This window comes from Priestia sp. FSL H7-0729 (assembly GCF_038005685.1).
Classification (GTDB): domain Bacteria; phylum Bacillota; class Bacilli; order Paenibacillales; family Paenibacillaceae; genus Paenibacillus.
The window spans coordinates 370925-393427 of record NZ_JBBOTQ010000002.1; the positions used below are offsets into that span (position 1 = coordinate 370925).

Here is a 22503-nt window from a genome sequence, read left to right on the forward strand (position 1 = left end):
GCGGAGAGTGCATCTACAATAAAAAGAGAGCTCCACCACGCAGCACCGCAAGAAATTCGGGAGGGATCGAGCCATGCTCAAAGAATTGAACAAAAACAAAATCATGTTTCTGATGCTGTTGCCCACGCTGATCTTTTTTCTGATTAACTCGTATTTTCCGATGGTCGGTATCTATTATGCGTTCACCCGGTATGATTTTGAAGGCGGACTATTTGGCAGTCCATTTGTCGGTCTGGAGAACTTTAAGTTCCTATGGCAATCCGGAATGCTGCTGAAGCTCACAACCAACACTGTGGGCTACAATCTCGCCTTCATTATATTAGGAAACGGACTGGCGATCTTCTGTGCGATCATGCTTAGCGAAATCCGGGGCAGGTTATTCAAAAAAATCACGCAATCCGTCATGTTCTTGCCATATTTCATCTCATTTGTACTATTGAGTGTAATCGCTTACAACATGTTCAACTACGAGTCGGGTTTTGTGAACACGGTGCTCAAACGTTTTGAGGCCGGCCCGGTCGATATTTATAACACACCCTGGATCTGGGTGTTTCTGATCATCATCTTTTATCTATGGAAAAATCTTGGATACAGCATGGTCATCTATCTGGCGGCCATAACGGGGATCAGTGACGAGTATTATGAAGCCGCCCGGATCGACGGGGCCAATATTTTTCAGCGGATCTGGTACATTACGGTACCGATGCTGAAACCAACTTTTGTCATCCTGCTGCTGTTCTCGCTCGGTAGCATTATGAAGGGGCAGTTTGACCTGTTCTATCAACTGATCGGAAACAACGGGGTGCTGTACAACGCTACAGATATTATTGATACGTATGTGTACCGTTCACTGAAAGTAACGTTTGATATCGGAATGGCAACGGCTGCAGGTCTGTATCAATCCTTGTTTGGATTCATTTTGATCATGACCGTCAACTATATTATCCGCAAAGTAAATGAGGACTACGCCTTGTTCTAGAAGGCCCGCAGGGCAGAAGGGAGAACGATCATGAACACGCCAATGAATACTCACACACGTACGAATACGCATCTAAGAGATTCGGAATTTACTCTCATGTTTCAACTGATTTCCTACAGTTTCATCATCATTTTATCCATTATGTGCCTGTTGCCATTTCTGCTTATTCTATCGGGTTCATTCAGTAGCAACGAGTCCATTGTGAGGGATGGATATCACCTCTTTCCAACAGACTTTTCCCTGGAAGGTTACAAAATGGTGTTCAAATTCCCGACTCAGGTCCTCAAGGCTTATGGAGTGACGGTCTTTACAACGGTGGTGGGGACTACGCTAGGGTTGTTCCTCATCACGATGGCCGGATTTGTGCTCCAGCGTAAAGACTTTAAATATCGGAATACGTTCTCGTTTTTTATCTACTTCACAACCCTGTTTGGTGGGGGACTTGTACCTTGGTACATTATGCTGGCGAACTACTTCAATCTCACGGATACGTACACCGTACTGATTTTCCCGGGATTAATGACGCCATTCCTCATTATCCTGATGAAAAACTTCATTCGTTCGGCAGTCCCGGATGAGTTGATTGAGTCCGCAAAGATTGATGGAGCCAATGACTTCCGTATCTATTTCAGCATTGTGTTGAAACTGGCGATGCCTGGGATCGCCACCGTAGGTCTGTTTCTGGCATTGGGATACTGGAATGACTGGTTTACCTCGTCCCTTTTCATTAACAATCCGGATATGTATCAACTGCAATTTTATCTTTATAACACAATGAACACGATTACCTTTATTGACCAGATGGCAATTGGCACAGGGATCACGTTAAGTCAGGATGTGCCTACGGAATCAACCAAAATGGCGATGGCAATCGTTGTGACGGGACCGATTTTGTTTCTGTATCCGTTTGTACAACGTTACTTTGTCAAAGGACTTACGATTGGTGCAGTGAAAGGTTAGAACGTGAACACGCTCTGGATATCAGGCTGCTGGCATCAGCTCCGGTCTGAAACATGGCGAGTCTGCGCTAACATATAAAGGTTCACCACAAAAAGGGAGGATGCGTATGCGTAACAAAACAATTCGGCACCTGTCTCTGGTACTTGCCCTAATGTTGTTCGCCGGGGTGCTTGCCGCATGTAACAACGGTTCGGGGGGATCGACGCAAGGAAGTGAGCAAGGGGGAACATCCGATAACAAAGGCGAGAAAGTAACGCTTCAATTTTACATGCTTGGGGATGCTCCCAAAGATCTGCCTGTCATCGAATCCGAGATCAATAAGCTGGCTGAGGCTGATCTGAACGTCAATGTGAAATTCAACTACACCTCCTGGACCGACTGGGATCAAAAATATAAACTGCTGCTGTCTTCCGGGCAGCCGATCGATCTGATATTCACAGCGGATTGGACATTCTACCAGTCCTATGCCAAGAAGGGCGCGTTCCTGGCACTGGATGAAATGCTGCCAAAAGCAGCGCCAAAACTGAAAGCTCATGTCCCTGATGACATGTGGAATGCTGTCAAAATCAATGACAAAATCTATACTGTTCCATCCACCTGGATTGAGTATGTAACCGAGGGGATTGCGTACCGCGAGGACCTGCGTGAGAAGTACAATCTTCCGAAGCCAGAATCGCTCGAGACACTCGAAGCGTATTTGGAAGGCATTAAGGCCAACGAACCCAATATGATTCCGATCGCGGATAGCAATGCTAACCATACTCATGGTATCCGTCAATTGACATCCAAGCTGGTTAATACCGCAGGTCAACTTCCATATGGACTGGATATTATGTATGACTCACCTTCAACCGTGACGTCCTACTGGGGATCTGCGCAACATCTGGAAGATCTAAAAACGTATAAACGCTGGATGGACAAAGGATTTTTCCCGAAAAACGTACTAAATGTAAAAGATACTTCCAACTCATTGCTGCAAAATGGAAAAGCGGCTGTAGTTCTGTCCGGGGAAAACCCGAACAAATTTAATGCAGATGTAATCAAGGTGCAGTCTACGCATCCAGATTGGAAACTGGCTTATTTCCCTTACCCGAATGCAAAAGGGTTTGCACAACCGGTTCACCCGATCCACAATGGCTTTGCGATCCCGCGTAGCAGTAAAAACCCGGAAAGAGCGTTGGCATTTTACGAGAAGCTCGTGACAGACAAACGATATAACTGGTTGACTGAATACGGTGTTGAAGGTAAAAACTTTGAGGTAGACAATGGATATTACAAAATGTTGGGCGATGCACAAACGAACGGCTTCCCGCGTGAGGGCATGAATGGCTGGGCTTGGCGCAATCCCGAATTCATGCTCTACGATAAAACCTTTGATGATGTCCTGACCATGTTCGAAGATCTCGACAAAATCAAGAAGCCGGATATTTATACCGGATTTGCTGAAGACTGGACCCCGTATCAAGCAGAGAAGGCTGCATTGGAACAAGTGGAGAAACAATATTTGTATCCACTTAATGTAGGTTTGGTGGCAGACGTGGAGGCTGGATTGAACACATTTATGGAGAAGGCTAAACAAGCCGGATTGGAAAAAATTCAGGCTGAGTACACCAAGCAGTGGCAGGAGTACTTGAAGACAGCAGGCATTCAATAGTTTGTACTTTCCTTCATATAGAAAAGGTGCCCTCATAACCGAAGGCACCTTTTCAATGTGGTTGCAGGCTTGTTTGAAGCCGTTGATTAGAGGCATAAAAAATTTATGAATGGGCCTCTTCTGCGGAAGAAGGACGAACGTTCTCTAACAGATCGATAATGCTTTGAGCGCTCTCCAGCGGATGCAGCTTGGCGATTTCCGCCAGATGACGTTTACGTTTACGTACGACATCCGGGTAGTTGTGCAGCAACTTGTTCATCCATTTGACCACTACATCCACCGAAGTGATGGGTTCTCCTAAACCTCTTGCGGTAAAATAATGGACGTTTTCTTCTTCCTGACCAGGTATAGGATTGTGGAATAACATTGGAATTCCTTTGGCCAAGCCTTCACTGCATGTCATTCCCCCAGGTTTGGTGATCAGTAGGTCGGATACTTCCATTAATTTGTCAACTTCGTTGGTGTACCCGATAATATGGATGTTTTCTTTACGATACATGGGGTTTTGTTCCATGCTGATCCGTGCTTTGTCATTGCGACCCAGACAAAAAATGATCTGGATCTCTTCATGCCAGCGTGTGAGCAACGGATGAACCAGCTTGTCGCTAAGCATTCCCCAACCTCCGCCCATCACCAGAACAGTGGGCATGTTCTTAAGGTTGAATCTGTTTCGGATCTCTTCTCGTCCGGGATGCTCCCAGAAGTTTGGATGCACGGGAATGCCCGTGACACGAATTTTGTCTACAGGCACGCCACGCAGCAATAGTTTGGACTTAACCTCATCTGAAGAAACCAGATAAAGATCTACTTCACGGTTAATCCACGTCCCATGTGCATCATAGTCGGTGATGACTGTGCACAGAGGAACCTGTGCACCCAGACGTTTCAGTCTGGATATGACAGCACTTGGAATCGGATGGGTACATACGATTACATCGGGACGTAACTGACGCACAACACTGCGTGTATGGGTGTAGAACAGTTTATGCAGCGCGAGTGTTGTTAGCCGGTTTAATGATTTTTTATATTGGTGTCTGTATACGTATCCGACAAGCTTGGGTTGGTTGGTAACCGTTTTTTTGTATGCTGTTATAATAAGAGGTGCAACCTTGGGATTTAAAAAACTTCCCAGTTCCAGCACTTTCGTCTGAACGTCTGATGATAGCTTTCTCAAACTGCTGGACAATGCATAGGCGGCTTGAGTATGACCCGTACCAAAGCCTTCAGATAATAGTAATACTCTTTTTTTATCCACGCTTACTTCACCTGTTCCTGCTAGGTTTTTCTGAGTCTAACATATCGGCTTTAAGACCAGAATGCAACTGTTGCAAGTGCGACTAAAGTACCTATTGTAGCACCTGCCAGAACATCGGAAGGATAGTGTAATCCCAGATAAATTCGAGAGAATCCGACAATAATGGCGACAGGCAACAATATTAGCAATAAGATCGGATCAGTGGTCATAAATGGAACCGTGACCGAAAAAATGGCAGTTGTGTGTCCTGAAGGAAACGAGTGGTCCGTCAGGGGATTACGGAATGTAATTGTATCCGGCAAGGCCAGATAAGGTCGAATGCGGGGATACAATTTTTTTGCGATGGCTACAGGGATGTGGCTGACCGCAAGAGCGATACAAGCCTGGAGTCCTGTTGTGCTCCATGGAGCTGGAGCAAGCAGCCAGATTAACAAGGATACTGCAATAGAAGAAGTTGCTCCACCCAGATGGGTGAAATAATACAGCCAGAAATTCATAAATCGATTATGAAGTCGGCCGTTGATCCACATAAAAACATTTCGATCGTAGTCTTGAAACTTTAAGAATAAACGGCTCATATTGGCCTCCTGCCAGTCAGGCCGCCTGCGATGGCGGCATTATTTCCGGTCATTTTCTGCATCCGGTGTCGTCCTGATTAGTATATAACCGTTTTTCGTGAACTTGAGGTTATTTCAGGTATATGTTTATCATATTTTTAAATGTTGTCCTTTTCAAGGAGAACCCATGTAAAGAACGTAAAATTCATGTTAAAGAGTGGATATATACCCATCTTAACTTTTTGACTTGGGTCGGCCAAAAAAGATACAATGATTCAACATGGCTGAAATGAGGTAAAAAAAATGTGAGTTTTGTTTCAAACTTTTTGAGGTCTGTTTGCGTTATTTGTTATAGAGCCTCTGACGAAGAATAACATGCTGATGAAAAAAGCAGGGACTTTAGAAATAAAAATCAAGTAAACGGCTGAAAATAAGATATAACAGGCATGAATGCGAGGTTGTGGTATCACGAAGTGTCTATTCAGCGTTTAAAGATCACATTTCTGCTTCAAAAAGTGAAATTGGGGTTTTGACAAATGACTGAAAAGAATACAGAATCGATAAAGCAGCCAACTGATAGCAACCAAGCTTTGAAACATTGCCTGATATATTCACGTAGTACACAAAAGAACAGGGTCATATTCTGCAGATTACAAAAAAATATAAATGCAGAATCAGGAAGAGAAATGCTTGAGTAAACTGGGTTTGAAAAAAAGGGGGTAACAGAGAACGATGTTGGACGCTATATTCGTCACGATGCAGGTCATTCTGGCACTGCTAGCCGTGTACCAATTCACGTTTTCGCTGTTCGGTCTGATTAAGAAAAAGAAAAAGAAACATTATCCGGCGACAAAATCATTCGCTGTACTCGTCGCAGCACACAATGAGGAACAAGTCATTGGTGCCTTGATGGAGAACTTAAAACAACTTGATTATCCGAAAGATCTGTACGATGTGTTTGTCATCTGTGACAACTGTACGGATGGAACGGCTCAAATTGTTAGAGAACATGGGTTGAATGCCTGTGTACGTACCAACGCTGATCTAAGAGGTAAAGGGTATGCCATTGAATGGATGCTTAAGTACCTGTGGAAATTGCCGCGTCAGTATGACGCAGTGGTTATGTTTGACGCAGATAACCTGGTTGACCGTAACTTCTTGCTTGAGATGAATGATGACTTGAACAATGGTTCGCGTGTTATCCAAGGATACATTGATACGAAAAATCCGGAGGATTCCTGGATCACTGCAGCTTACGGTGTATCTTACTGGTACATCAACCGTTTGTGGCAGTTGTCTCGTCATAACTTGAATATGGCGAATTTCCTCGGTGGAACCGGAATGTGCTTCGAGACCAATCTGTTGAAGGAAATTGGCTGGGGTGCAACAAGTCTGGTTGAAGATCTGGAGTTTACGATGCGCAGTGTGCAACGTAATGTGTATCCTGTTTTCAACTATGACGCCAAAGTATTTGATGAGAAGCCATTAACATTCAAAGCTTCAGCGAGACAACGTCTGCGCTGGATGCAAGGTCACTTTACAGTTGCGCGTAGATACTTCTTCCCACTGCTCTGGCAGTCCATTAAGGAAAGAAGCCTGGTAAAATTCGACCTTGCTATCTATGGAGCCAATGTCTATGTGGTATTGCTTACGTTCCTGATGACGGCTGTGATGTGGGTAGACATGGCTATATTCAGCGGTCCGCACATTGCTAATATTTATGGATACTTCCCGTTATGGGTTGGGTTCGTGGCTATTGGTTTGAACATTCTGACGTTCCTGCTGTCCATGGCGCTGGAGAAGGTTACCTTTGCCAAAGTTTATCTATATCTGATTTTGTTCCCGATCTATCTGCTGTCTTGGTACCCGATTACGTTCTACGCTTTCTTTACGCAGAACAACAAACAGTGGAGCCACACTCAACATACACGTGTTGTACGGTTGGATGAGGTACAGAGCAAGCAGGGGTAAGGATATGCATGCGATACTTTATTGACTTCTGATATAACAATTGTATAATTTACGAAAAAAGTTATGAAGAATGTTGACAAAGTGTTTTGTGGGTGATATAGTATTCAAGTGCCTTAAAACGAATAGCAATGGAATCACAAGCAGAAGTCCGACTTCTCACCTGATCAACAAATCTGTTGGCTGGTCAACGATCCCAATAATTTATGAAGTTTATACTCATGAAGAATTGTGTTGATTACAGGGATGTCGGTAGCTTAACCGGCATCCCTTTTATTTTTGTTTAACTGGATATTCAAAATGACCTGGAGGTGGACGATTATTAGTAAAGATCACATGATTAATGATGAGATTCGGGCGAAGGAAGTACGCCTTGTCGGAGCTGAAGGAGAACAAATTGGGATTACGCCCATTCGCGAAGCACTGCAAATGGCGATTGACCTGAATTTGGATCTGGTCAATGTGGCACCACAGGCTAAACCGCCGGTGTGTCGTATTATGGACTATGGCAAATTCCGCTATGAGCAACAAAAGAAAGATAAAGAAGCCCGTAAGAACCAGAAAATTGTTGATATTAAAGAAGTATGGTTCCGTTCCAATATTGAGGAGCACGATTATCAAACGAAGCTTCGTAATGTAGTTAAGTTTTTGAACGAAGGCGACAAAGTGAAATGTTCTGTTCGTTATCGCGGACGTGAAATTGCACATGCCGCGATTGGTCAACGGATTTTGGAACGCGTTAAGGTAGAAGTTGCAGAACTTTGTACTGTTGAACGTCAACCAAAATTGGAAGGCCGCAGTATGATCATGATCTTGGCTCCTAAAGCCTGATAACATTGGAGGAGGAAACACAAAATGCCTAAAATGAAAACACACAGCAGTTTGAAAGGACGCTTCAAAATTACCGGTTCCGGTAAGGTCCTTCGTTACAAAGCTCACAAAAACCACTTGCTTTCCCACAAATCCAAACGTGCTAAGCGCGTTCTGAACGGTAACCCAGTTATGGCTGCCGGGGATGTTAGACGTTTGAAACAAGGTTTGGCTAACTTGAAAGGCTAATTTAATTAGTACATTCCGTATGGGGGATCGGCTACGGCCGTACACATACCACGGATACATTTATATTTATTTGGGAGGTTCTTTAATATGGCAAGAGTAAAAGGCGGTTTTGTAGTACGTCGTCGTCATAAAAAGGTTTTGAAACTGGCAAGAGGTTATTTCGGTTCCAAACACCGTATTTTTAAAACAGCTAACGAGCAAGTAATGAAATCCCTGGTTTACGCATACCGTGACCGTCGCAACACGAAACGTAACTTCCGCAGACTGTGGATCGTTCGTATCAATGCTGCAGCACGTATGAATGGTTTGTCTTACAACAAACTGATCCATGGTTTGAAACTTGCTGGTGTAGACATGAACCGCAAAATGTTGGCTGATCTGGCCGTTAACGACATCAATGCGTTCAACTCTTTGGCTACTGTAGCTAAAGGCAAAATCAACGCTTAAATTGTATGATACAAGCCGCCGTACCTATATGGCGGCTTTTTTTACGGCTTGGAAGAAATCCAACGGTAAATCTCTGAATGAATAGAGCGAATAGGCTGTAGTCTGGAAGGGAACAATGAAACCAGATAACGGGTGAATAACAGTCCGTGGGAATACATAAAATACGAACGGTGAAATAATACAAATAAAAACAGGTAAATCCTATTCATCACTAAAGTCTGCGGTATGTTTTTGTTATATAACATCACATCGCTGTAACGTTAGTGTGTTAAAACGCTAAATTATTAAGCGTTTTCAATAAAAAAAGAACAAAAATATGTGATATTTGGTGATGAAACATCTGGATTTTAACACTGGTTGATTGTATAATCACCTCTAGTAGGCTAGTCCTAGATTTTTCTCTCCATGTCATAATGTTCGGTTTTTCGACAGATGATAGGATACTTCAAGGGTGAGAATGCGCTTTTAATGTCGAAGAAACCATACATTCTGCATAAAAGTCATTTTTGCTATCTGTTAACCGTTCAATTGTAGGCTGGATTGGAATGAAGGATATATCATTAAGGGGGAAAAAGAGAAATGAAAAAGATGCTCAGCTTGTCTTTGGTAATGTTGCTGGCGGTATCGGTTATGCTCGCAGGTTGCGGTAGCAAACCGAAAGAAGAAACAAATGCCGGAGGAGATACAGGTGGCACATCTACTGAAGCGAAATCCGATCTCAAAATCGGTATGGTTACTGACGTAGGTGGAGTTAATGACAAATCCTTTAACCAATCCGCTTGGGAAGCTCTGCAAGCGACTGAAACAGAAACAGGTGTAGCAGTTAAATACCTGCAAAGTAAATCCGATGAAGAGTACATTCCGAACTTGAACGAATTCGTCAAAGGTGGATATGATCTGACTTGGGGTATCGGTTTCCAGTTGGCTGATGCAATCAAAACGGTTGCTGACCAAAACCCGGATTCCAAACTCGCGATCATTGACAGCGTAGTGGATTCTCCTAATGTTAAGTCCGTAACTTTTGCTGAAGAAGAAGGATCCTTCTTGGTTGGTGTTGTTGCCGGTCTGACAACAAAAACAAACAAAATTGGTTTTGTAGGCGGTATGGAAAGCCCACTGATCAAAAAGTTTGAAGTAGGATTCAGAGAAGGCGTTAAAGCAGTTAACCCTGATGCTAAATTCATTTCTAACTACACAGGTGCATTCGATAAACCTGACTTGGGTAAAGCAGCAGCAGCAACACTTTACAATGAAGGTGTAGATATTATCTTCCACGCTTCTGGCGCAACTGGTAACGGTGTGTTTAACGAAGCAAGTGCTCGTAAGAAACAAGGTCAAGATGTATGGGTTATCGGTGTAGACAAAGACCAATCTCTTGAGTTTGGTGATGAGATCACATTGACTTCCATGATCAAAAAAGTTGACGAAGCGGTTAAACGCGTAAACCAAGAAATTGTTGATGGTACATTTGCTGGTGGTTCTGAGAACCTGACCCTAAAAGAAAACGGTGTAGGTGTTGCTGATACTTCTACTGCTAATGTATCTGCTGATGTCCTTGCTAAAGTAGAAGAGTACAAAGAAAAAATCATCAGCGGCGAAATCAAAGTTCCTACGGAGTAATTTTGATCTTAGTCACAAATGAATAATCATTGAGGCCGGTCTAGACCGGCCTTATGATTGCAAGAACAGGAACATTTGATCAAGTGATAATAACAATTGTACAAGGTAACTGTGTATCAACGCTCCGGTAGGAGCTTTTCTTTCGTTTGCGGAACCACACTATATCAGTTATAAGGGTGATTACATGGGTGCAGCAACCCCCGTCGTTGAGTTAAAACAAATTACGAAGCGTTTCCCAGGCATTGTTGCCAACGACGCCATCAGCCTTCAGCTTCGTAAAGGCGAGATCCATGCGCTACTGGGCGAAAATGGCGCTGGTAAGTCAACGTTGATGAATATTGTATTTGGTCTCTATCAGCCAGATGAAGGTTCCATTGAAGTGAATGGCAAGCCTGTCATCATCGACAGTCCTAACCGAGCAATCGATCTTGGCATCGGCATGGTGCATCAGCACTTTAAGCTTGTACAGCCGTTCACGGTAACAGAGAACATTATTTTGGGATCTGAACCAACGAAGGGTCTCAATATTAACTATAAAAAAGCAGCCGCTGAAGTTCAGCGTCTTTCCGAACAGTATGGACTCAAGGTGAATCCTCATGCCAAAATTCATGATATCTCTGTCGGAATGCAGCAACGTGTCGAGATTGTTAAAACGTTGTATCGAGGTGCAGACATTCTGATTTTTGACGAGCCTACAGCTGTATTGACTCCTCAAGAGATCAAAGAACTGATGATCATCATGAAGAAACTTGTAGCTGAAGGAAAGTCCATTATTTTGATTACGCACAAACTGAAAGAAATTATGGAAATCTCCGATACGGTAACGATTATTCGTCGGGGTAAAGTCATTGATTCGGTTAAAACATCGGAAACCAATCCGAATGAACTGGCAGAGAAAATGGTGGGGCGGAATGTCACGTTCAAAGTAGACAAAAAGCCGGCTACACCAGGAGCGAATGTGCTTGAAGTCAGCAAACTAACCGCCAAGAATAAAGAAGGTATTGCAGTACTGAACCAACTTAACCTGAACGTACGTGCTGGAGAGATTGTTGGAATCGCAGGCGTGGATGGTAACGGTCAAAGTGAATTGATTGAAGCCCTTACCGGACTTCGTAAAGTCGAAAGTGGTTCGATTCGTTTGGAGGGCAAGGAGCTGTCCAATCATTCTCCACGCCATATCTCGGAGTCGGGTGTAGCCCACATTCCGGAAGATCGGCACAAACACGGACTTGTACTTGATTTTTCAGTGAGTGAAAATATCGTTCTGGAATCGTATTATAAAGCACCTTACACCCGTAAAGGGTTCCTTAATTTCGATGCCATCAAACAGCAGGCGAAGCGACTTGTTGAGGCGTTTGACGTACGTACACCAAGCATCGAGACCAAAGCTCGGTCCTTGTCTGGAGGAAACCAGCAAAAGGCCATTATCGCCCGTGAGGTAGATAAAAATCCTGAACTGCTTATCGCTGCGCAACCAACGCGTGGTTTGGACGTGGGGGCTATTGAGTTCGTGCAAAAGCAACTGATTGCACAGCGTGATCAAGGTAAGGCTGTTCTGCTGATTTCATTTGAGCTTGATGAGATTATCAATGTATCTGACCGAATTGCTGTCATCTATGAAGGCCAGATCGTTGGCGAGGTGCTGCCGGAAGAAACCAATGATAGGGAGCTCGGCTTGATGATGGCGGGCAGCACTCAAAAGAGAGGTACTGCGCATGAATAACGTATTGAAATGGTTTACGCGAGATTCATTTATTTTGCCTGTAGTAGCTATTATTATGGGTCTAATTCTCGGTGGAGTTGTCATGCTGATTGGTGGTTACAATCCAATTGAGGCTTACGGCGCATTGTTCACCAAGGTATTTGGAGACATGTACAACTTTGGTGAAGCAGTACGGGAAATGACGCCACTAATTATGACTGGACTTGCATTTGCATTTGCATCACGTGCAGGGTTGTTTAACATCGGGGGAGAAGGTCAATTTCTCGTCGGTATGACCGCTGCGACATTTGTTGGTGTTAAGTTTGCAGGTTTACCGATCTACCTTCATGTGCCACTGGCTTTGATTGCCGGTGCTTTGTTTGGTGGTCTGTGGGCAGCTATTGCTGGTTATCTGAAGGCAGCACGTGGGGTCAATGAAGTTATCAGTAGTATCATGTTGAACTGGATTGGTCTGTATCTGGCGAACCTTATCGTACGCCAATTCTTGCTGTTAAAGGGCGAGAATCGCTCCGTGGATATCAGCGAATCGGCTTCGATTAGTCTCACATGGTTATCTGAACTGATGGGCAACTCCCGTGTACACATGGGGACGTTAATTGCCCTTGTGATGGCTGTGCTCTTTTATATCTATATGTGGAAAACAAAACAAGGTTATGAAATCCGCGCGGTAGGTTACAACCCTAATGCGGCTGAATATGCCGGTATGCATGTTAACCGGAATATCGTAAAAGCAATGTTTATCAGTGGTATGCTTGCTGGTCTTGGTGGTGCATTCCAGGTTCTTGGTGTGTTCCATTACCAGACTGTCATGTCGGGATCCCCAGGTACGGGCTTTGACGGCATAGCAGTTGCCCTGATTGGTTTGAATCATCCGTTTGGGGTGTTGTTGGGTGCAGTGTTGTTCGGTACCCTCACGTACGGATCTGCAGGTATGAGTTTTGCTGCGGACGTTCCGCCTGAGATTATTCGGATTGTGATCGGTTCGATTATCTTCTTCATTGCGGCACAAGGCATCGTGCGCTGGATACTCAAACCGTTCTATTCGAAGCGTAAGAAAGAGAAGGTGTTGTAGATGGACTTGTTGACAATTGGGCAAATTATCAATACGACGCTTGTCTTTGCTACGGCATTGATTTTTGCATCACTCGGCGGAATTTTTTCGGAAAAATCAGGGGTAACGAACCTTGGACTTGAAGGCTTTATGGTCTTTGGTGCCTTTGCAGCTGGTATCGGGGCGCATTATGCTCAAGAAGCGGGTATGGGCGGAACGACGTCAGCCTGGATGGGGGTTCTGCTTGCGATTGTATTAGGCATACTGGTATCGTTGATTCATGCCGTTGCGTCTATCACATTTAAGGCAGACCAGATTATCAGTGGTATTGTCATTAACTTTTTGGCAGCAGGAAGTACGTTGTACTTGGTTAAACTGTTGTTCGAAGGTTCTGGTGATTCACCGTTGGTTCAAGGCTTCAGCAAGTTTGATGTGCCGTTCTTGAAAGACATTCCTTTGCTTGGAGAAGCCTTCTTCAAGAACGTATATCCAACGACATATCTGGCCATTCTGTTCGTATTCTTGACGTATTACATTATGTTCAAAACGCCATTTGGTCTGCGCCTTCGTTCTGTAGGTGAACATCCAAGTGCGGCTGATACAGTTGGTGTTAAAGTACGTCGTTATCGCTATGTTGGCGTTATGATCAGTGGTGCGCTTGCTGCCATTGGTGGTGCTGCAATCACGTTGACGACTACGGGTACTTTCTCACACAATACGGTTTCCGGCCAAGGTTATATTGCCATTGCAGCTATGATCTTTGGTAAGTGGAATCCGATTGGTGCGTTTGGTGCGGCTGTCTTCTTTGGATTCTCACAAGCAATCCGAAACTATGTGCAGTTGTTTGAATGGTCACAAAGTATTCCCCAGGAAATTATTTTCATGTTGCCATACCTGCTTACTATCATCGTTCTCGTTGCAGCGGTTGGACGTTCTTCGGCTCCGTCTGCACTCGGTGAAGCGTATGACCCGGGTAAAAGGTAGCTACGTGCAACATGTCAATTTATTATTCAAAAGCTTGATAAAAGGGTCCGCCTTGTGCGGGCCTTTTTTTGTTTGCTTGAGAGTTGTCAAGCGACTTTTTCACGTTTACTTTGGTTCTCGTGCAGATACCCATATTTTCAGGTAGGGACAAAGAAACAGGCGAATTCGGTCATGGACGAATACACTGTTTTGAACGATCCGAGGAGGAGGGGAAAGTATGAAACAACAAGTTACGCGTGATGAAGCGATGAAACTAATAGGCAAAAATATTGTTGCAATCAAAAAAGACGGCACTCGGGTTACGGGAAAGCTGTTAAAAGTATCGGGCAACAAACTGGTTCTGAAGCGTCTGAATGGCAAAAAAGTACGTACTAAAGCGATTCTGCCACTGGTATTATTTGATCTACTTGCTATAGCCACACTGCCTTATGCTTATGGCGCTGGTCCCGGCTTCGGTCCCGGATATGGACCTGGACCTGGACCAAAACCAGGCCCAGGTTATGGTCCAGGCTACGGACCGGGATATGGTGGACCTGGAGGACCTGGTGGCGGTTTTGGCCCGGGGCCTGGATTCGGTCCTTATGGTCCGGGTCCACGACCACCAGGATTTTTCTAGGACATTCTATAAAGTCTTTTCCAATTCATAGCAGCGGCTTATCATGATGTATCGAATGGCGCTGTATCCATTTTTTTGATAAAACTGAAGTCCTTTGGTATTGCCTTCATCCACCATTACTTTAGATCTTCGACAACCTCGGGATGCCGCAAAGCTCTCTGCTTTGAGCAATAAAGTTTGCCCGTAACGTTTGCGTTGCTCTTTCGGACTAACGGCCATCATATCGACATAGAGCAGTTCCCCATGCATGAGAAAATGGATGAATGCCACAGCAGCTTTATCTGGCTCCGGCGAGACAACAAAGGTCATGCCCCTGTTCATTCGCAGGGGTATTTCTTTGCGGATTTTATTAATTTCCTTTTCGCTCATATGAGATAAAGGAACAAGTTGAGTGTCAATCAGCTTCATGATGGCGCCATCATCCAGCTTGGATGTGCGTTGCCGAATCACCATACGGAGCCTCCTTTCAGGACCAGTCGTGCTGCTCGTATATCCTATGCCCGAGGCAAGATAAAAGGTGACTGAATGAAGCACCGGGATTAGGGCAACGTTAAAGGTTGTAGAGGGAGGAAGGAAGGTTCTCTGAATTTTTATGCAAAACAGGTATTGACTTATCGGTTGGAGGAATCATATAATGTTCCTAACATTTAACGAGAATATTTCATCGGCTATGAAGAGGACGAAGTTTTAAGGGCTCTTTTGCTCAGAGAGTGGCTGGAATTGCTGAAACCACCACCATTATCCCTTATATACGAGCTCACCTCGGAGCTGTTTTCCTGAAAAGCACTGGATGTCACTCCTTTCGCGTATTAGGGAAAATCGTATGTCTGCGTTACAGACAACAGGTATGGGAAACGACTGTGTTCGTTTGAGCTATCGTTTTGTTATACCTGGTAAGGTCCGTTATTGCGAAATTTCGGGCAAAGTTGGGTGGTACCACGGAAGCGATAACCTTTCGTCCCTCGCAAGCATGAACTTGTTTGCAGGGATGGAAGGTTTTTTTTGTAACTTTAAATGTCAGAATGGTGTAAATTCCGAGAGGAGGATGACTGATGGGAGCTCAAATTCCAGAAGTACGGTCAACAGATGAATTACGTGAAAAATGGATGAAGCCGGAGGTCATTAGCGGATCCGAAATTCTGCTGAGAAGCTTGTTACTTGAAGGTGTCGAGTGCGTATTTGGTTACCCGGGCGGCGCAGTGTTGTACATTTACGATGCGATGTATGGTTTTGAGGATTTCAAACACGTTCTCACTCGTCACGAACAAGGGGCAATACATGCAGCTGACGGATATGCACGTGCAAGTGGCAAAGTTGGTGTCTGCATCGCTACTTCCGGACCAGGAGCAACGAATCTGGTTACGGGTATTGCAACAGCGTATATGGATTCAGTACCACTCGTAGTCATTACGGGGAACGTTATTTCGAGCCTGATCGGTTCAGATGCTTTCCAGGAAGCGGACATTACCGGGATTACAATGCCAATCACGAAACACAGTTACCTGGTGAAAGATGTAAAAGATCTGTCCAGCGTAATTCATGAGGCATTCCATATTGCCAATACCGGTCGTAAAGGTCCTGTACTGATCGACATCCCAAAAGATGTATCGGCGAACAAAACATTGTTTGAACCGACAACTGAACCTGTTATATTGAGAGGGTACAATCCACGGACAGTACCAAACAAACTGCAGGTTGACCGTTTGGCTCAAGCCATTCAGGAAGCAGAGCGTCCAATGATTCTGGCTGGTGGCGGTGTGGTATACTCGGGAGGACATGAAGAACTGTTCGAGTTTGTTGAGAAGACAGGTATTCCAATCACAACGACTCTCCTTGGTCTAGGCGCATTCCCAAGCGGTCATGAATTATGGACGGGTATGCCAGGTATGCATGGAACGTACACATCCAATCAAGCTATTCAAAAAGCGGATCTGCTGATTAATATCGGCGCACGCTTCGATGATCGGGTTACAGGTAAGCTGGATGGATTCGCTCCACATGCCAAGATCGTTCATATCGATATTGATCCGGCTGAGATTGGTAAAAACATTGCAACCGATATTCCAATCGTTGGTGATGTGAAGACCGTACTGGAAATAGCCAACAAAGAAGTTGGACGTGCCGAGCGTGCAGATGCATGGAGAGACCAGATCAAACAGTGGAAACAAGAGAAACCTTATAGCTATACCGATTCAGACGAAGTGTTGAAACCACAGTGGGTTGTTGAAATGCTGAATGATACAACCAAAGGTGAAGCGATTGTGACTACGGATGTGGGACAGCATCAGATGTGGGCAGCACAATATTATAAATTTAATCAACCGCGTTCATGGGTAACTTCGGGTGGTCTTGGAACGATGGGCTTTGGATTCCCTTCTGCCATTGGTGCTCAGATGGCCAATCCGGACAGACTCGTTATCTCCATTAACGGTGACGGCGGAATGCAGATGTGTTCCCAAGAACTCGCGATCTGTGCCATTAACAATATACCGGTAAAAATTGTGATCATTAACAATCAGGTACTCGGAATGGTTCGCCAATGGCAAGAGATCATCTATGAGAACCGTTACAGCCATATTGATCTGGCAGGAAGTCCGGATTTTGTAAAACTGGCTGAAGCTTATGGCGTAAAAGGTTTGCGTGCAACCAACAAGGAAGAAGCCCAGCGTGCTTGGCAGGAAGCCTTGGATACACCAGGACCGGTCGTTGTTGAATTCGTAGTGCGCAAGGAAGAAAATGTATATCCAATGGTTCCGCAAGGAGCGACAATTGATCAAATGCTGATGGGGGATGCTGACGAATGATAAGACATACGATCTCGATACTGGTAAACGATCAGCCTGGCGTCCTTCAGCGGGTATCAGGGTTGTTCGGTCGACGCGGATTTAATATTGAGAGTATTACAGTAGGTCAATCGGAAGAACCCGGACTCTCCCGGATGGTTATTGTCACCATTGGTGACGATAAAACACTGGAGCAGATTGAGAAACAATTGTACAAAATCATCGATGTTATTAAAGTGGTTGATTTTAGCCTGAAACCGATGGTAGCCCGTGAACTCGCCCTGATCAAAGTTAAAGCAGAGCCTTCCGAGCGTCCTGAGATTCTGGGTGTGGTAGAAACATTCCGCGCATCCGTTGTAGATGTTGGGCCAGGCAGTCTGATTGTACAGGTGGTCGGAGATACGGACAAAATTGATGCCATGATTGAATTGCTCAAGCCATATGGCATTCGTGAATTGTCCCGTACAGGCATAACTGCATTGGTACGTGGCAACGTATAAAGTTATAATGAATGAAGAGGGACGACGGTTAGCTAACGTATATATAGTTGATCTTAGGTGAATGTCAGTCCCTTAACAGTTGTAATGTAACATTTTAGTGATGTAACGCTTGAAAATATAGCTACATTCCCGCATTAATGGGCGGGTGTCTGAACGGATCGATCAGACCAGCGATGCTTTGGACACTCCAAACGAGTCGGTCCCTTGAGACACCCGCTCATTAATGAAGGGTTCTTTACAATAAAAGGAGGACTTATAAACATGCCAGTAACTACTTATTATGAACAGGATGCAGAGCTTAACGTATTGAAAGGAAAAACGATTGCGGTAATCGGTTATGGTAGCCAGGGCCACGCCCAAGCCCAAAACCTTCGTGATAGCGGATTGAACGTAGTCATCGGACTTCGTGAAGGTAAATCCTTCGACTCCGCAAAAAATGACGGATTTGAAGTTCTGTCCCCGGCTGAAGCTACAAGCCGCGCAGATGTAGTTCAAATCCTGCTGCCAGACGAAACTCAAGCTTCTGTATACAAAAACGAAATCGAACCAAACCTGAAAGAAGGCGCTGCATTGCTCTTCTCACACGGTTTCAACGTTCACTTCGGTCAAATCGTTGCTCCAAAAAACAGCGATGTATTGCTGGTAGCTCCTAAGTCCCCTGGTCACATGGTACGTCGTACTTATGTGGAAGGTTTTGGTGTACCGGGCCTGATCGCGATCGAGCAAGATGCAACAGGTAAAGCGAAAGAAATCGGTTTGGCTTATGCTAAAGGTATCGGTTGTACACGCGCAGGGGTTATCGAAACTTCCTTCCGTGAAGAAACAGAAACAGATCTGTTCGGTGAGCAAGCTGTTCTGTGTGGTGGCGTGAGTGCATTGGTAAAAGCTGGATTCGAAACATTGACAGAAGCGGGTTATGCTCCTGAAATGGCATACTTCGAATGTCTGCACGAACTGAAGCTGATCGTTGACATGATGTATGAAGGCGGACTCGCAAGTATGCGTGATTCCATCAGTAACACAGCTGAGTACGGTGACTACGTAACTGGACCTCGCGTTGTAACTGAAGATACGAAGAAAGCAATGAAAGAAGTGCTGACGGATATCCAACAAGGTAAATTCGCTCGCGACTTCATCTTGGAGAACCAATCCGGACGTGCATTCTTGACAGCAACTCGTCGTAACGAAGCTGAACACCCAATCGAAGTGGTTGGCGGACAATTGCGTGAGATGATGCACTGGATCAAGAAGTAAGCATTAACTTATAGAATATGCACTTTAAGGTATTCAAGTAAACTTAGAGCTTTAACTGGGAATAGCGGCCGTGCTTATGCGTGAGCCGCTATTGCTGGTTCAGAGAAACATTATAATACAAGTACAGGAGGTGCGAAGCGTGCGTAAAATCTATGTATTTGACACAACGCTGCGTGATGGAGAGCAATCCCCGGGAGTCAATCTGAACACTCGTGAAAAGGTGGAAATTGCCCATCAGCTCGAGCGGCTTGGTATTGACCGGATGGAAGCTGGTTTCCCGGCGGCATCTCCAGGTGACCTGGCGGCTGTCAATGCAGTAGCAAAAGCGGTCAAAAATGTAACTGTAATTGGCTTGTCCCGTTCGAGAGAGCAAGATATTGATGCGGTTAAGGAAGCACTTAAAGGCGCACAGGACCCATGCATTCACGTTTTCCTGGCAACTTCGCCTATTCACCGTCAACATAAATTGCGCATGGACAAAGGGCAGGTCCTGGATACGGCTCGTTCCGCGATTCGTTATGCGAAGAAAACATTTTCGAAGATCGAATTCTCGCTTGAGGATGCGGGTCGGACCGAGTATGATTTCCTCGTGGAAATGGTGAATATGGCTGTCGAAGAAGGTGCATCCGTGGTGAATATTCCGGATACGGTTGGCTATCTGAGCCCATATGAATACGGAAACATTTTTAAACATCTCAAGGAGAATGTGCACGGTATTGAAAAAGTACAGCTAAGTGCCCACTGTCATAATGACTTGGGTATGGCTACTGCCAATACACTTGCAGCTATTCTCAACGGAGCCGATCAGATCGAAGGTACGATCAATGGTATTGGTGAACGTGCCGGCAACACGGCGATCGAGGAGATCGCTATGGCGCTGGAGACACGTCAGGAGTTTTTCCAGGCGAAAACTTCACTGCAGTTGTCTGAGATTGCACGGACCAGTCGTCTGGTTAGCCGTTTGACAGGTATGGTTGTGCCAGGCAATAAAGCCATTGTTGGGGCGAACGCCTTCGCACATGAATCCGGAATTCACCAGGACGGCATGCTGAAGGAAAAAACCACGTACGAAATTATGACACCAGAGTCTATCGGTTTGAAGGAAAGTAAGCTTGTACTGGGTAAACATTCCGGTCGTCATGCCTTCCGTGAGCGTTTGATTGATCTGGGATATGAGTTGGAAGAAGAAGCGTTGAATCGTGCTTTCGCTCAGTTCAAAGATTTGGCTGATAAGAAGAAAGAAGTGACTGACGAAGATCTGCTCGCCGTCATTGAAGAGAAATTGCAGGATGCACCTGAGGTGTATAAACTGGAATCCATCTTCGTAACGTATGGAGATGAATCGGTACCAACGGCCAAAGTCCGCATTGCAATGCTTGATGGGGATACGCTTGAGAAGCAGGCAGAGGGTAACGGATCAGTAGATGCAATCTACAATGCGATTGACCAAGTGAGTGGGGAAGACGTAACGTTGTCCGACTACTCCATCAAATCGGTAACGCATGGTAAGGATGCATTGGGTGAAGTACATGTTGTGCTGACTCAAAACCAGGTTTCGGTACAAGGACGTGGCGTAAGCACAGATATACTTGGTGCAAGTGCACGTGCTTATGTGGACGGCCTGAATCAATTGATTGAAAAACGCAAGACATATACGAACCGTGTTAACGTGAACCTGTAGGGTTCCGGTGCAGTGAGCACGAATTCTTTAGTGAACTGAAATTCAAGCTGGAACGCATCTGTCAGGATGATCTATCTTAACTCCTTATTTGGATAAGGGATTTTTCTGCCTGCTATGCTCTGTTCACTGAGAAGCGTAAAGAGTCTGACTCTCTTGTCGAGGGTCAGACTCTTTTGTTTGTATTTATATGATTATAGCAATGAAACACAGTACATTTTATAGGTACCTTTTTGCATTGAATTACGCTATCAAGTGATTACCACGCGTATGCATTAGGTGCATGTCCACCTGGACCCGGGAAAATCTCATCCAGACGTTTGAGCACGGCTTCATCCAAAGTCACATCCAGACATTTGAGTGCGGTCTCAAACTGCTCCAGTGTACGTGGTCCAATAATCGGGGCAGTTACTGCCGGATTGGCTGCAACCCATGCCAAAGCCACCGTATCCTGCGGTTCGCCGAGATCACGACAGAGTGCAGCGAAGTCTTCAAGCTGAGTTTGCTGCTGCTCAATCCGTCCAGCGATGCCTCCGCTGCGCGTTCCTTCCAGTTTCTGCAGAGCGTTCCGTCCCAGTAATCCACCATCCAGTGGACTCCATGGAATGACGCCGAGACCCAGCTGTTTGGCGGCAGGCAGTACTTCCAACTCAGGCAAACGACAGTTGAGGCTATATTTATGTTGTTCGGAAACCAGGCCGAGGAAGTGACGATTGTTGGCTTCGCTTTGAGCGATTGCAATCTGCCATGCAGCAAAGTTACTCGATCCTACATAACCGATTTTACCCTGGTGAACGGCATTCTCGAATGCACCCCACAGCTCGTTCCACGATACGGCAGGGTCTACATGGTGCATCTGGTACAACTCGATATGATCCGTCTGCAAGCGGCGGAGGGAACCTTCCAGATGACGTCTGATTTTGTAGGCAGAGAGGCCGGCTTCGTTGTTGGGACCGTCAGTATCATCATGCATGGAGCCATAAACTTTAGTGGCCAGAACCACTTTTTCGCGTCTGCCTCCGCCCTGATTGAACCAGCGTCCAATAATTTCTTCGGTAAGCCCAGAATTTTCACCCCAGCCGTAGATGTTAGCGGTATCAAAAAAGTTTACGCCTGCATCGAGTGCTGCATCCATAATGCGGAAAGCTTCTTTTTCATCTGTAGCGGGCCCGAAATTCATGGTACCGAGACAGATTCGGCTGACCTTGAGTCCAGATTTACCCAAATACGAATATTGCATGTTGCTTATCCCTCCTGCGTACCTGATTTGAATTCAGCTATATTTTAACTCAGCCGGGAGGTCAGAACAACTTGGAAAGGCTATTCTCTATTGGCTTATAGGTAAAATCTATTAAAGTCATAGATTGTATATCTTGGTCAAATGACCTTGGAATATGATACAAAAGAGAGAGTTA

Annotated in this window: 20 protein-coding genes; 16 read left to right on the forward strand and 4 right to left on the reverse strand. The window is 45.1% G+C overall.

What is annotated here, in order from left to right; all coding sequences use genetic code 11:
- Nucleotides 1-73 precede the first annotated feature (73 nt).
- The 3 genes from MHH93_RS08195 (at nucleotide 74) to MHH93_RS08205 (ending at nucleotide 3593) form a co-directional block, all read left to right on the forward strand.
- A complete protein-coding gene (locus MHH93_RS08195; RefSeq protein WP_017689672.1) occupies nucleotides 74-979 on the forward strand; it encodes an ABC transporter permease in 906 nt (301 codons plus the stop codon).
- A 96-nt stretch (nucleotides 980-1075) separates the two neighbouring features.
- The gene (locus MHH93_RS08200) at nucleotides 1076-1939 is read left to right on the forward strand and encodes a carbohydrate ABC transporter permease (RefSeq protein ID WP_370511436.1); all 864 of its coding nucleotides are present in this window, start codon (nucleotides 1076-1078) and stop codon (nucleotides 1937-1939) included.
- A gap of 100 nt (nucleotides 1940-2039) precedes the next feature.
- Entirely contained in the window at nucleotides 2040-3593 is a 1554-nt protein-coding gene (locus tag MHH93_RS08205) for an ABC transporter substrate-binding protein (protein ID WP_500053636.1), read from the forward strand.
- A gap of 103 nt (nucleotides 3594-3696) precedes the next feature.
- On the opposite strand, the gene MHH93_RS08210 is transcribed toward MHH93_RS08205, so the two are convergent.
- Both MHH93_RS08210 and MHH93_RS08215 read right to left on the reverse strand, forming a co-directional pair.
- Nucleotides 3697-4848, reverse strand: a complete 1152-nt coding sequence (locus tag MHH93_RS08210) for an MGDG synthase family glycosyltransferase (RefSeq protein WP_500053637.1) — start codon at nucleotides 4846-4848, stop codon at nucleotides 3697-3699.
- A gap of 50 nt (nucleotides 4849-4898) precedes the next feature.
- A complete protein-coding gene (locus tag MHH93_RS08215) occupies nucleotides 4899-5426 on the reverse strand; it encodes a phosphatase PAP2 family protein (RefSeq protein ID WP_500053638.1) in 528 nt (175 codons plus the stop codon).
- Nucleotides 5427-6137: 711 nt separating this feature from the next.
- Between MHH93_RS08215 and MHH93_RS08220 the strand changes: the two genes are divergently transcribed.
- From MHH93_RS08220 to MHH93_RS08260, 9 genes are all read left to right on the forward strand, one after another.
- The gene (locus MHH93_RS08220) at nucleotides 6138-7376 is read left to right on the forward strand and encodes a glycosyltransferase family 2 protein (RefSeq protein WP_076209221.1); all 1239 of its coding nucleotides are present in this window, start codon (nucleotides 6138-6140) and stop codon (nucleotides 7374-7376) included.
- A 333-nt stretch (nucleotides 7377-7709) separates the two neighbouring features.
- A complete protein-coding gene (gene infC / locus MHH93_RS08225; RefSeq protein WP_017689666.1) occupies nucleotides 7710-8204 on the forward strand; it encodes a translation initiation factor IF-3 in 495 nt (164 codons plus the stop codon).
- Nucleotides 8205-8228: 24 nt separating this feature from the next.
- The gene (gene rpmI / locus MHH93_RS08230; RefSeq protein WP_017689665.1) at nucleotides 8229-8432 is read left to right on the forward strand and encodes a 50S ribosomal protein L35; all 204 of its coding nucleotides are present in this window, start codon (nucleotides 8229-8231) and stop codon (nucleotides 8430-8432) included.
- Between the two features lie 87 nt (nucleotides 8433-8519).
- Nucleotides 8520-8879 (forward strand): 50S ribosomal protein L20, encoded by a 360-nt coding sequence (gene rplT / locus MHH93_RS08235; protein ID WP_017689664.1) that lies wholly within the window; start codon nucleotides 8520-8522, stop codon nucleotides 8877-8879.
- A gap of 579 nt (nucleotides 8880-9458) precedes the next feature.
- Nucleotides 9459-10499: a BMP family lipoprotein gene (locus tag MHH93_RS08240; RefSeq protein ID WP_500053639.1), complete on the forward strand. Its 1041-nt coding sequence runs from the start codon at nucleotides 9459-9461 to the stop codon at nucleotides 10497-10499.
- Between the two features lie 184 nt (nucleotides 10500-10683).
- Entirely contained in the window at nucleotides 10684-12222 is a 1539-nt protein-coding gene (locus tag MHH93_RS08245; RefSeq protein ID WP_500053640.1) for an ABC transporter ATP-binding protein, read from the forward strand.
- Nucleotides 12215-13294 (forward strand): ABC transporter permease, encoded by a 1080-nt coding sequence (locus tag MHH93_RS08250; protein ID WP_500053641.1) that lies wholly within the window; start codon nucleotides 12215-12217, stop codon nucleotides 13292-13294. The genes MHH93_RS08245 and MHH93_RS08250 overlap by 8 nt, the downstream gene beginning before the upstream one ends.
- Nucleotides 13295-14257, forward strand: a complete 963-nt coding sequence (locus MHH93_RS08255) for an ABC transporter permease (RefSeq protein WP_192134648.1) — start codon at nucleotides 13295-13297, stop codon at nucleotides 14255-14257.
- A 217-nt stretch (nucleotides 14258-14474) separates the two neighbouring features.
- Nucleotides 14475-14873: a hypothetical protein gene (locus MHH93_RS08260; RefSeq protein WP_500053642.1), complete on the forward strand. Its 399-nt coding sequence runs from the start codon at nucleotides 14475-14477 to the stop codon at nucleotides 14871-14873.
- A 6-nt stretch (nucleotides 14874-14879) separates the two neighbouring features.
- Here MHH93_RS08260 and MHH93_RS08265 read toward each other — a convergent pair whose 3' ends face one another.
- The gene (locus MHH93_RS08265) at nucleotides 14880-15323 is read right to left on the reverse strand and encodes a GNAT family N-acetyltransferase (RefSeq protein ID WP_237176231.1); all 444 of its coding nucleotides are present in this window, start codon (nucleotides 15321-15323) and stop codon (nucleotides 14880-14882) included.
- 602 nt (nucleotides 15324-15925) lie between these two features.
- Between MHH93_RS08265 and ilvB the strand changes: the two genes are divergently transcribed.
- The 4 genes from ilvB to MHH93_RS08285 all read left to right on the forward strand — a co-directional run bounded on the left by ilvB (nucleotide 15926) and on the right by MHH93_RS08285 (nucleotide 21091).
- Nucleotides 15926-17677, forward strand: coding sequence for a biosynthetic-type acetolactate synthase large subunit (gene ilvB / locus MHH93_RS08270; RefSeq protein WP_091032851.1), 1752 nt, complete (start codon nucleotides 15926-15928; stop codon nucleotides 17675-17677).
- Nucleotides 17674-18156: an acetolactate synthase small subunit gene (gene ilvN, locus MHH93_RS08275; protein ID WP_024628317.1), complete on the forward strand. Its 483-nt coding sequence runs from the start codon at nucleotides 17674-17676 to the stop codon at nucleotides 18154-18156. The genes ilvB and ilvN overlap by 4 nt, the downstream gene beginning before the upstream one ends.
- A gap of 261 nt (nucleotides 18157-18417) precedes the next feature.
- Nucleotides 18418-19410, forward strand: a complete 993-nt coding sequence (gene ilvC, locus MHH93_RS08280; protein WP_192134654.1) for a ketol-acid reductoisomerase — start codon at nucleotides 18418-18420, stop codon at nucleotides 19408-19410.
- 139 nt (nucleotides 19411-19549) lie between these two features.
- Nucleotides 19550-21091 (forward strand): 2-isopropylmalate synthase, encoded by a 1542-nt coding sequence (locus MHH93_RS08285; RefSeq protein WP_500053643.1) that lies wholly within the window; start codon nucleotides 19550-19552, stop codon nucleotides 21089-21091.
- Between the two features lie 256 nt (nucleotides 21092-21347).
- Here the strand turns inward: MHH93_RS08285 and MHH93_RS08290 are convergent, their stop codons facing one another.
- Nucleotides 21348-22328, reverse strand: a complete 981-nt coding sequence (locus MHH93_RS08290; RefSeq protein WP_500053644.1) for an aldo/keto reductase — start codon at nucleotides 22326-22328, stop codon at nucleotides 21348-21350.
- Nucleotides 22329-22503 lie beyond the last annotated feature (175 nt).

Excerpts from the sequence above, each read along its gene's own strand:
- MHH93_RS08195 (WP_017689672.1), top strand. The coding sequence starts at position 74 with ATGCTCAAAGAATTGAACAAAAACAAAATCATGTTTCTGATGCTGTTG.
- MHH93_RS08200 (WP_370511436.1), top strand. The coding sequence starts at position 1,076 with ATGTTTCAACTGATTTCCTACAGTTTCATCATCATTTTATCCATTATG.
- MHH93_RS08205 (WP_500053636.1), top strand. The coding sequence starts at position 2,040 with ATGCGTATGCGTAACAAAACAATTCGGCACCTGTCTCTGGTACTTGCC.
- MHH93_RS08215 (WP_500053638.1), bottom strand. The coding sequence starts at position 5,426 with ATGAGCCGTTTATTCTTAAAGTTTCAAGACTACGATCGAAATGTTTTT.
- MHH93_RS08220 (WP_076209221.1), top strand. The coding sequence starts at position 6,138 with ATGTTGGACGCTATATTCGTCACGATGCAGGTCATTCTGGCACTGCTA.
- infC (WP_017689666.1), top strand. The coding sequence starts at position 7,710 with ATGATTAATGATGAGATTCGGGCGAAGGAAGTACGCCTTGTCGGAGCT.
- rpmI (WP_017689665.1), top strand. The coding sequence starts at position 8,229 with ATGCCTAAAATGAAAACACACAGCAGTTTGAAAGGACGCTTCAAAATT.
- rplT (WP_017689664.1), top strand. The coding sequence starts at position 8,520 with ATGGCAAGAGTAAAAGGCGGTTTTGTAGTACGTCGTCGTCATAAAAAG.
- MHH93_RS08240 (WP_500053639.1), top strand. The coding sequence starts at position 9,459 with ATGAAAAAGATGCTCAGCTTGTCTTTGGTAATGTTGCTGGCGGTATCG.
- MHH93_RS08245 (WP_500053640.1), top strand. The coding sequence starts at position 10,684 with ATGGGTGCAGCAACCCCCGTCGTTGAGTTAAAACAAATTACGAAGCGT.
- MHH93_RS08250 (WP_500053641.1), top strand. The coding sequence starts at position 12,215 with ATGAATAACGTATTGAAATGGTTTACGCGAGATTCATTTATTTTGCCT.
- MHH93_RS08255 (WP_192134648.1), top strand. The coding sequence starts at position 13,295 with ATGGACTTGTTGACAATTGGGCAAATTATCAATACGACGCTTGTCTTT.
- MHH93_RS08260 (WP_500053642.1), top strand. The coding sequence starts at position 14,475 with ATGAAACAACAAGTTACGCGTGATGAAGCGATGAAACTAATAGGCAAA.
- ilvB (WP_091032851.1), top strand. The coding sequence starts at position 15,926 with ATGGGAGCTCAAATTCCAGAAGTACGGTCAACAGATGAATTACGTGAA.
- ilvN (WP_024628317.1), top strand. The coding sequence starts at position 17,674 with ATGATAAGACATACGATCTCGATACTGGTAAACGATCAGCCTGGCGTC.
- ilvC (WP_192134654.1), top strand. The coding sequence starts at position 18,418 with ATGCCAGTAACTACTTATTATGAACAGGATGCAGAGCTTAACGTATTG.
- MHH93_RS08290 (WP_500053644.1), bottom strand. The coding sequence starts at position 22,328 with ATGCAATATTCGTATTTGGGTAAATCTGGACTCAAGGTCAGCCGAATC.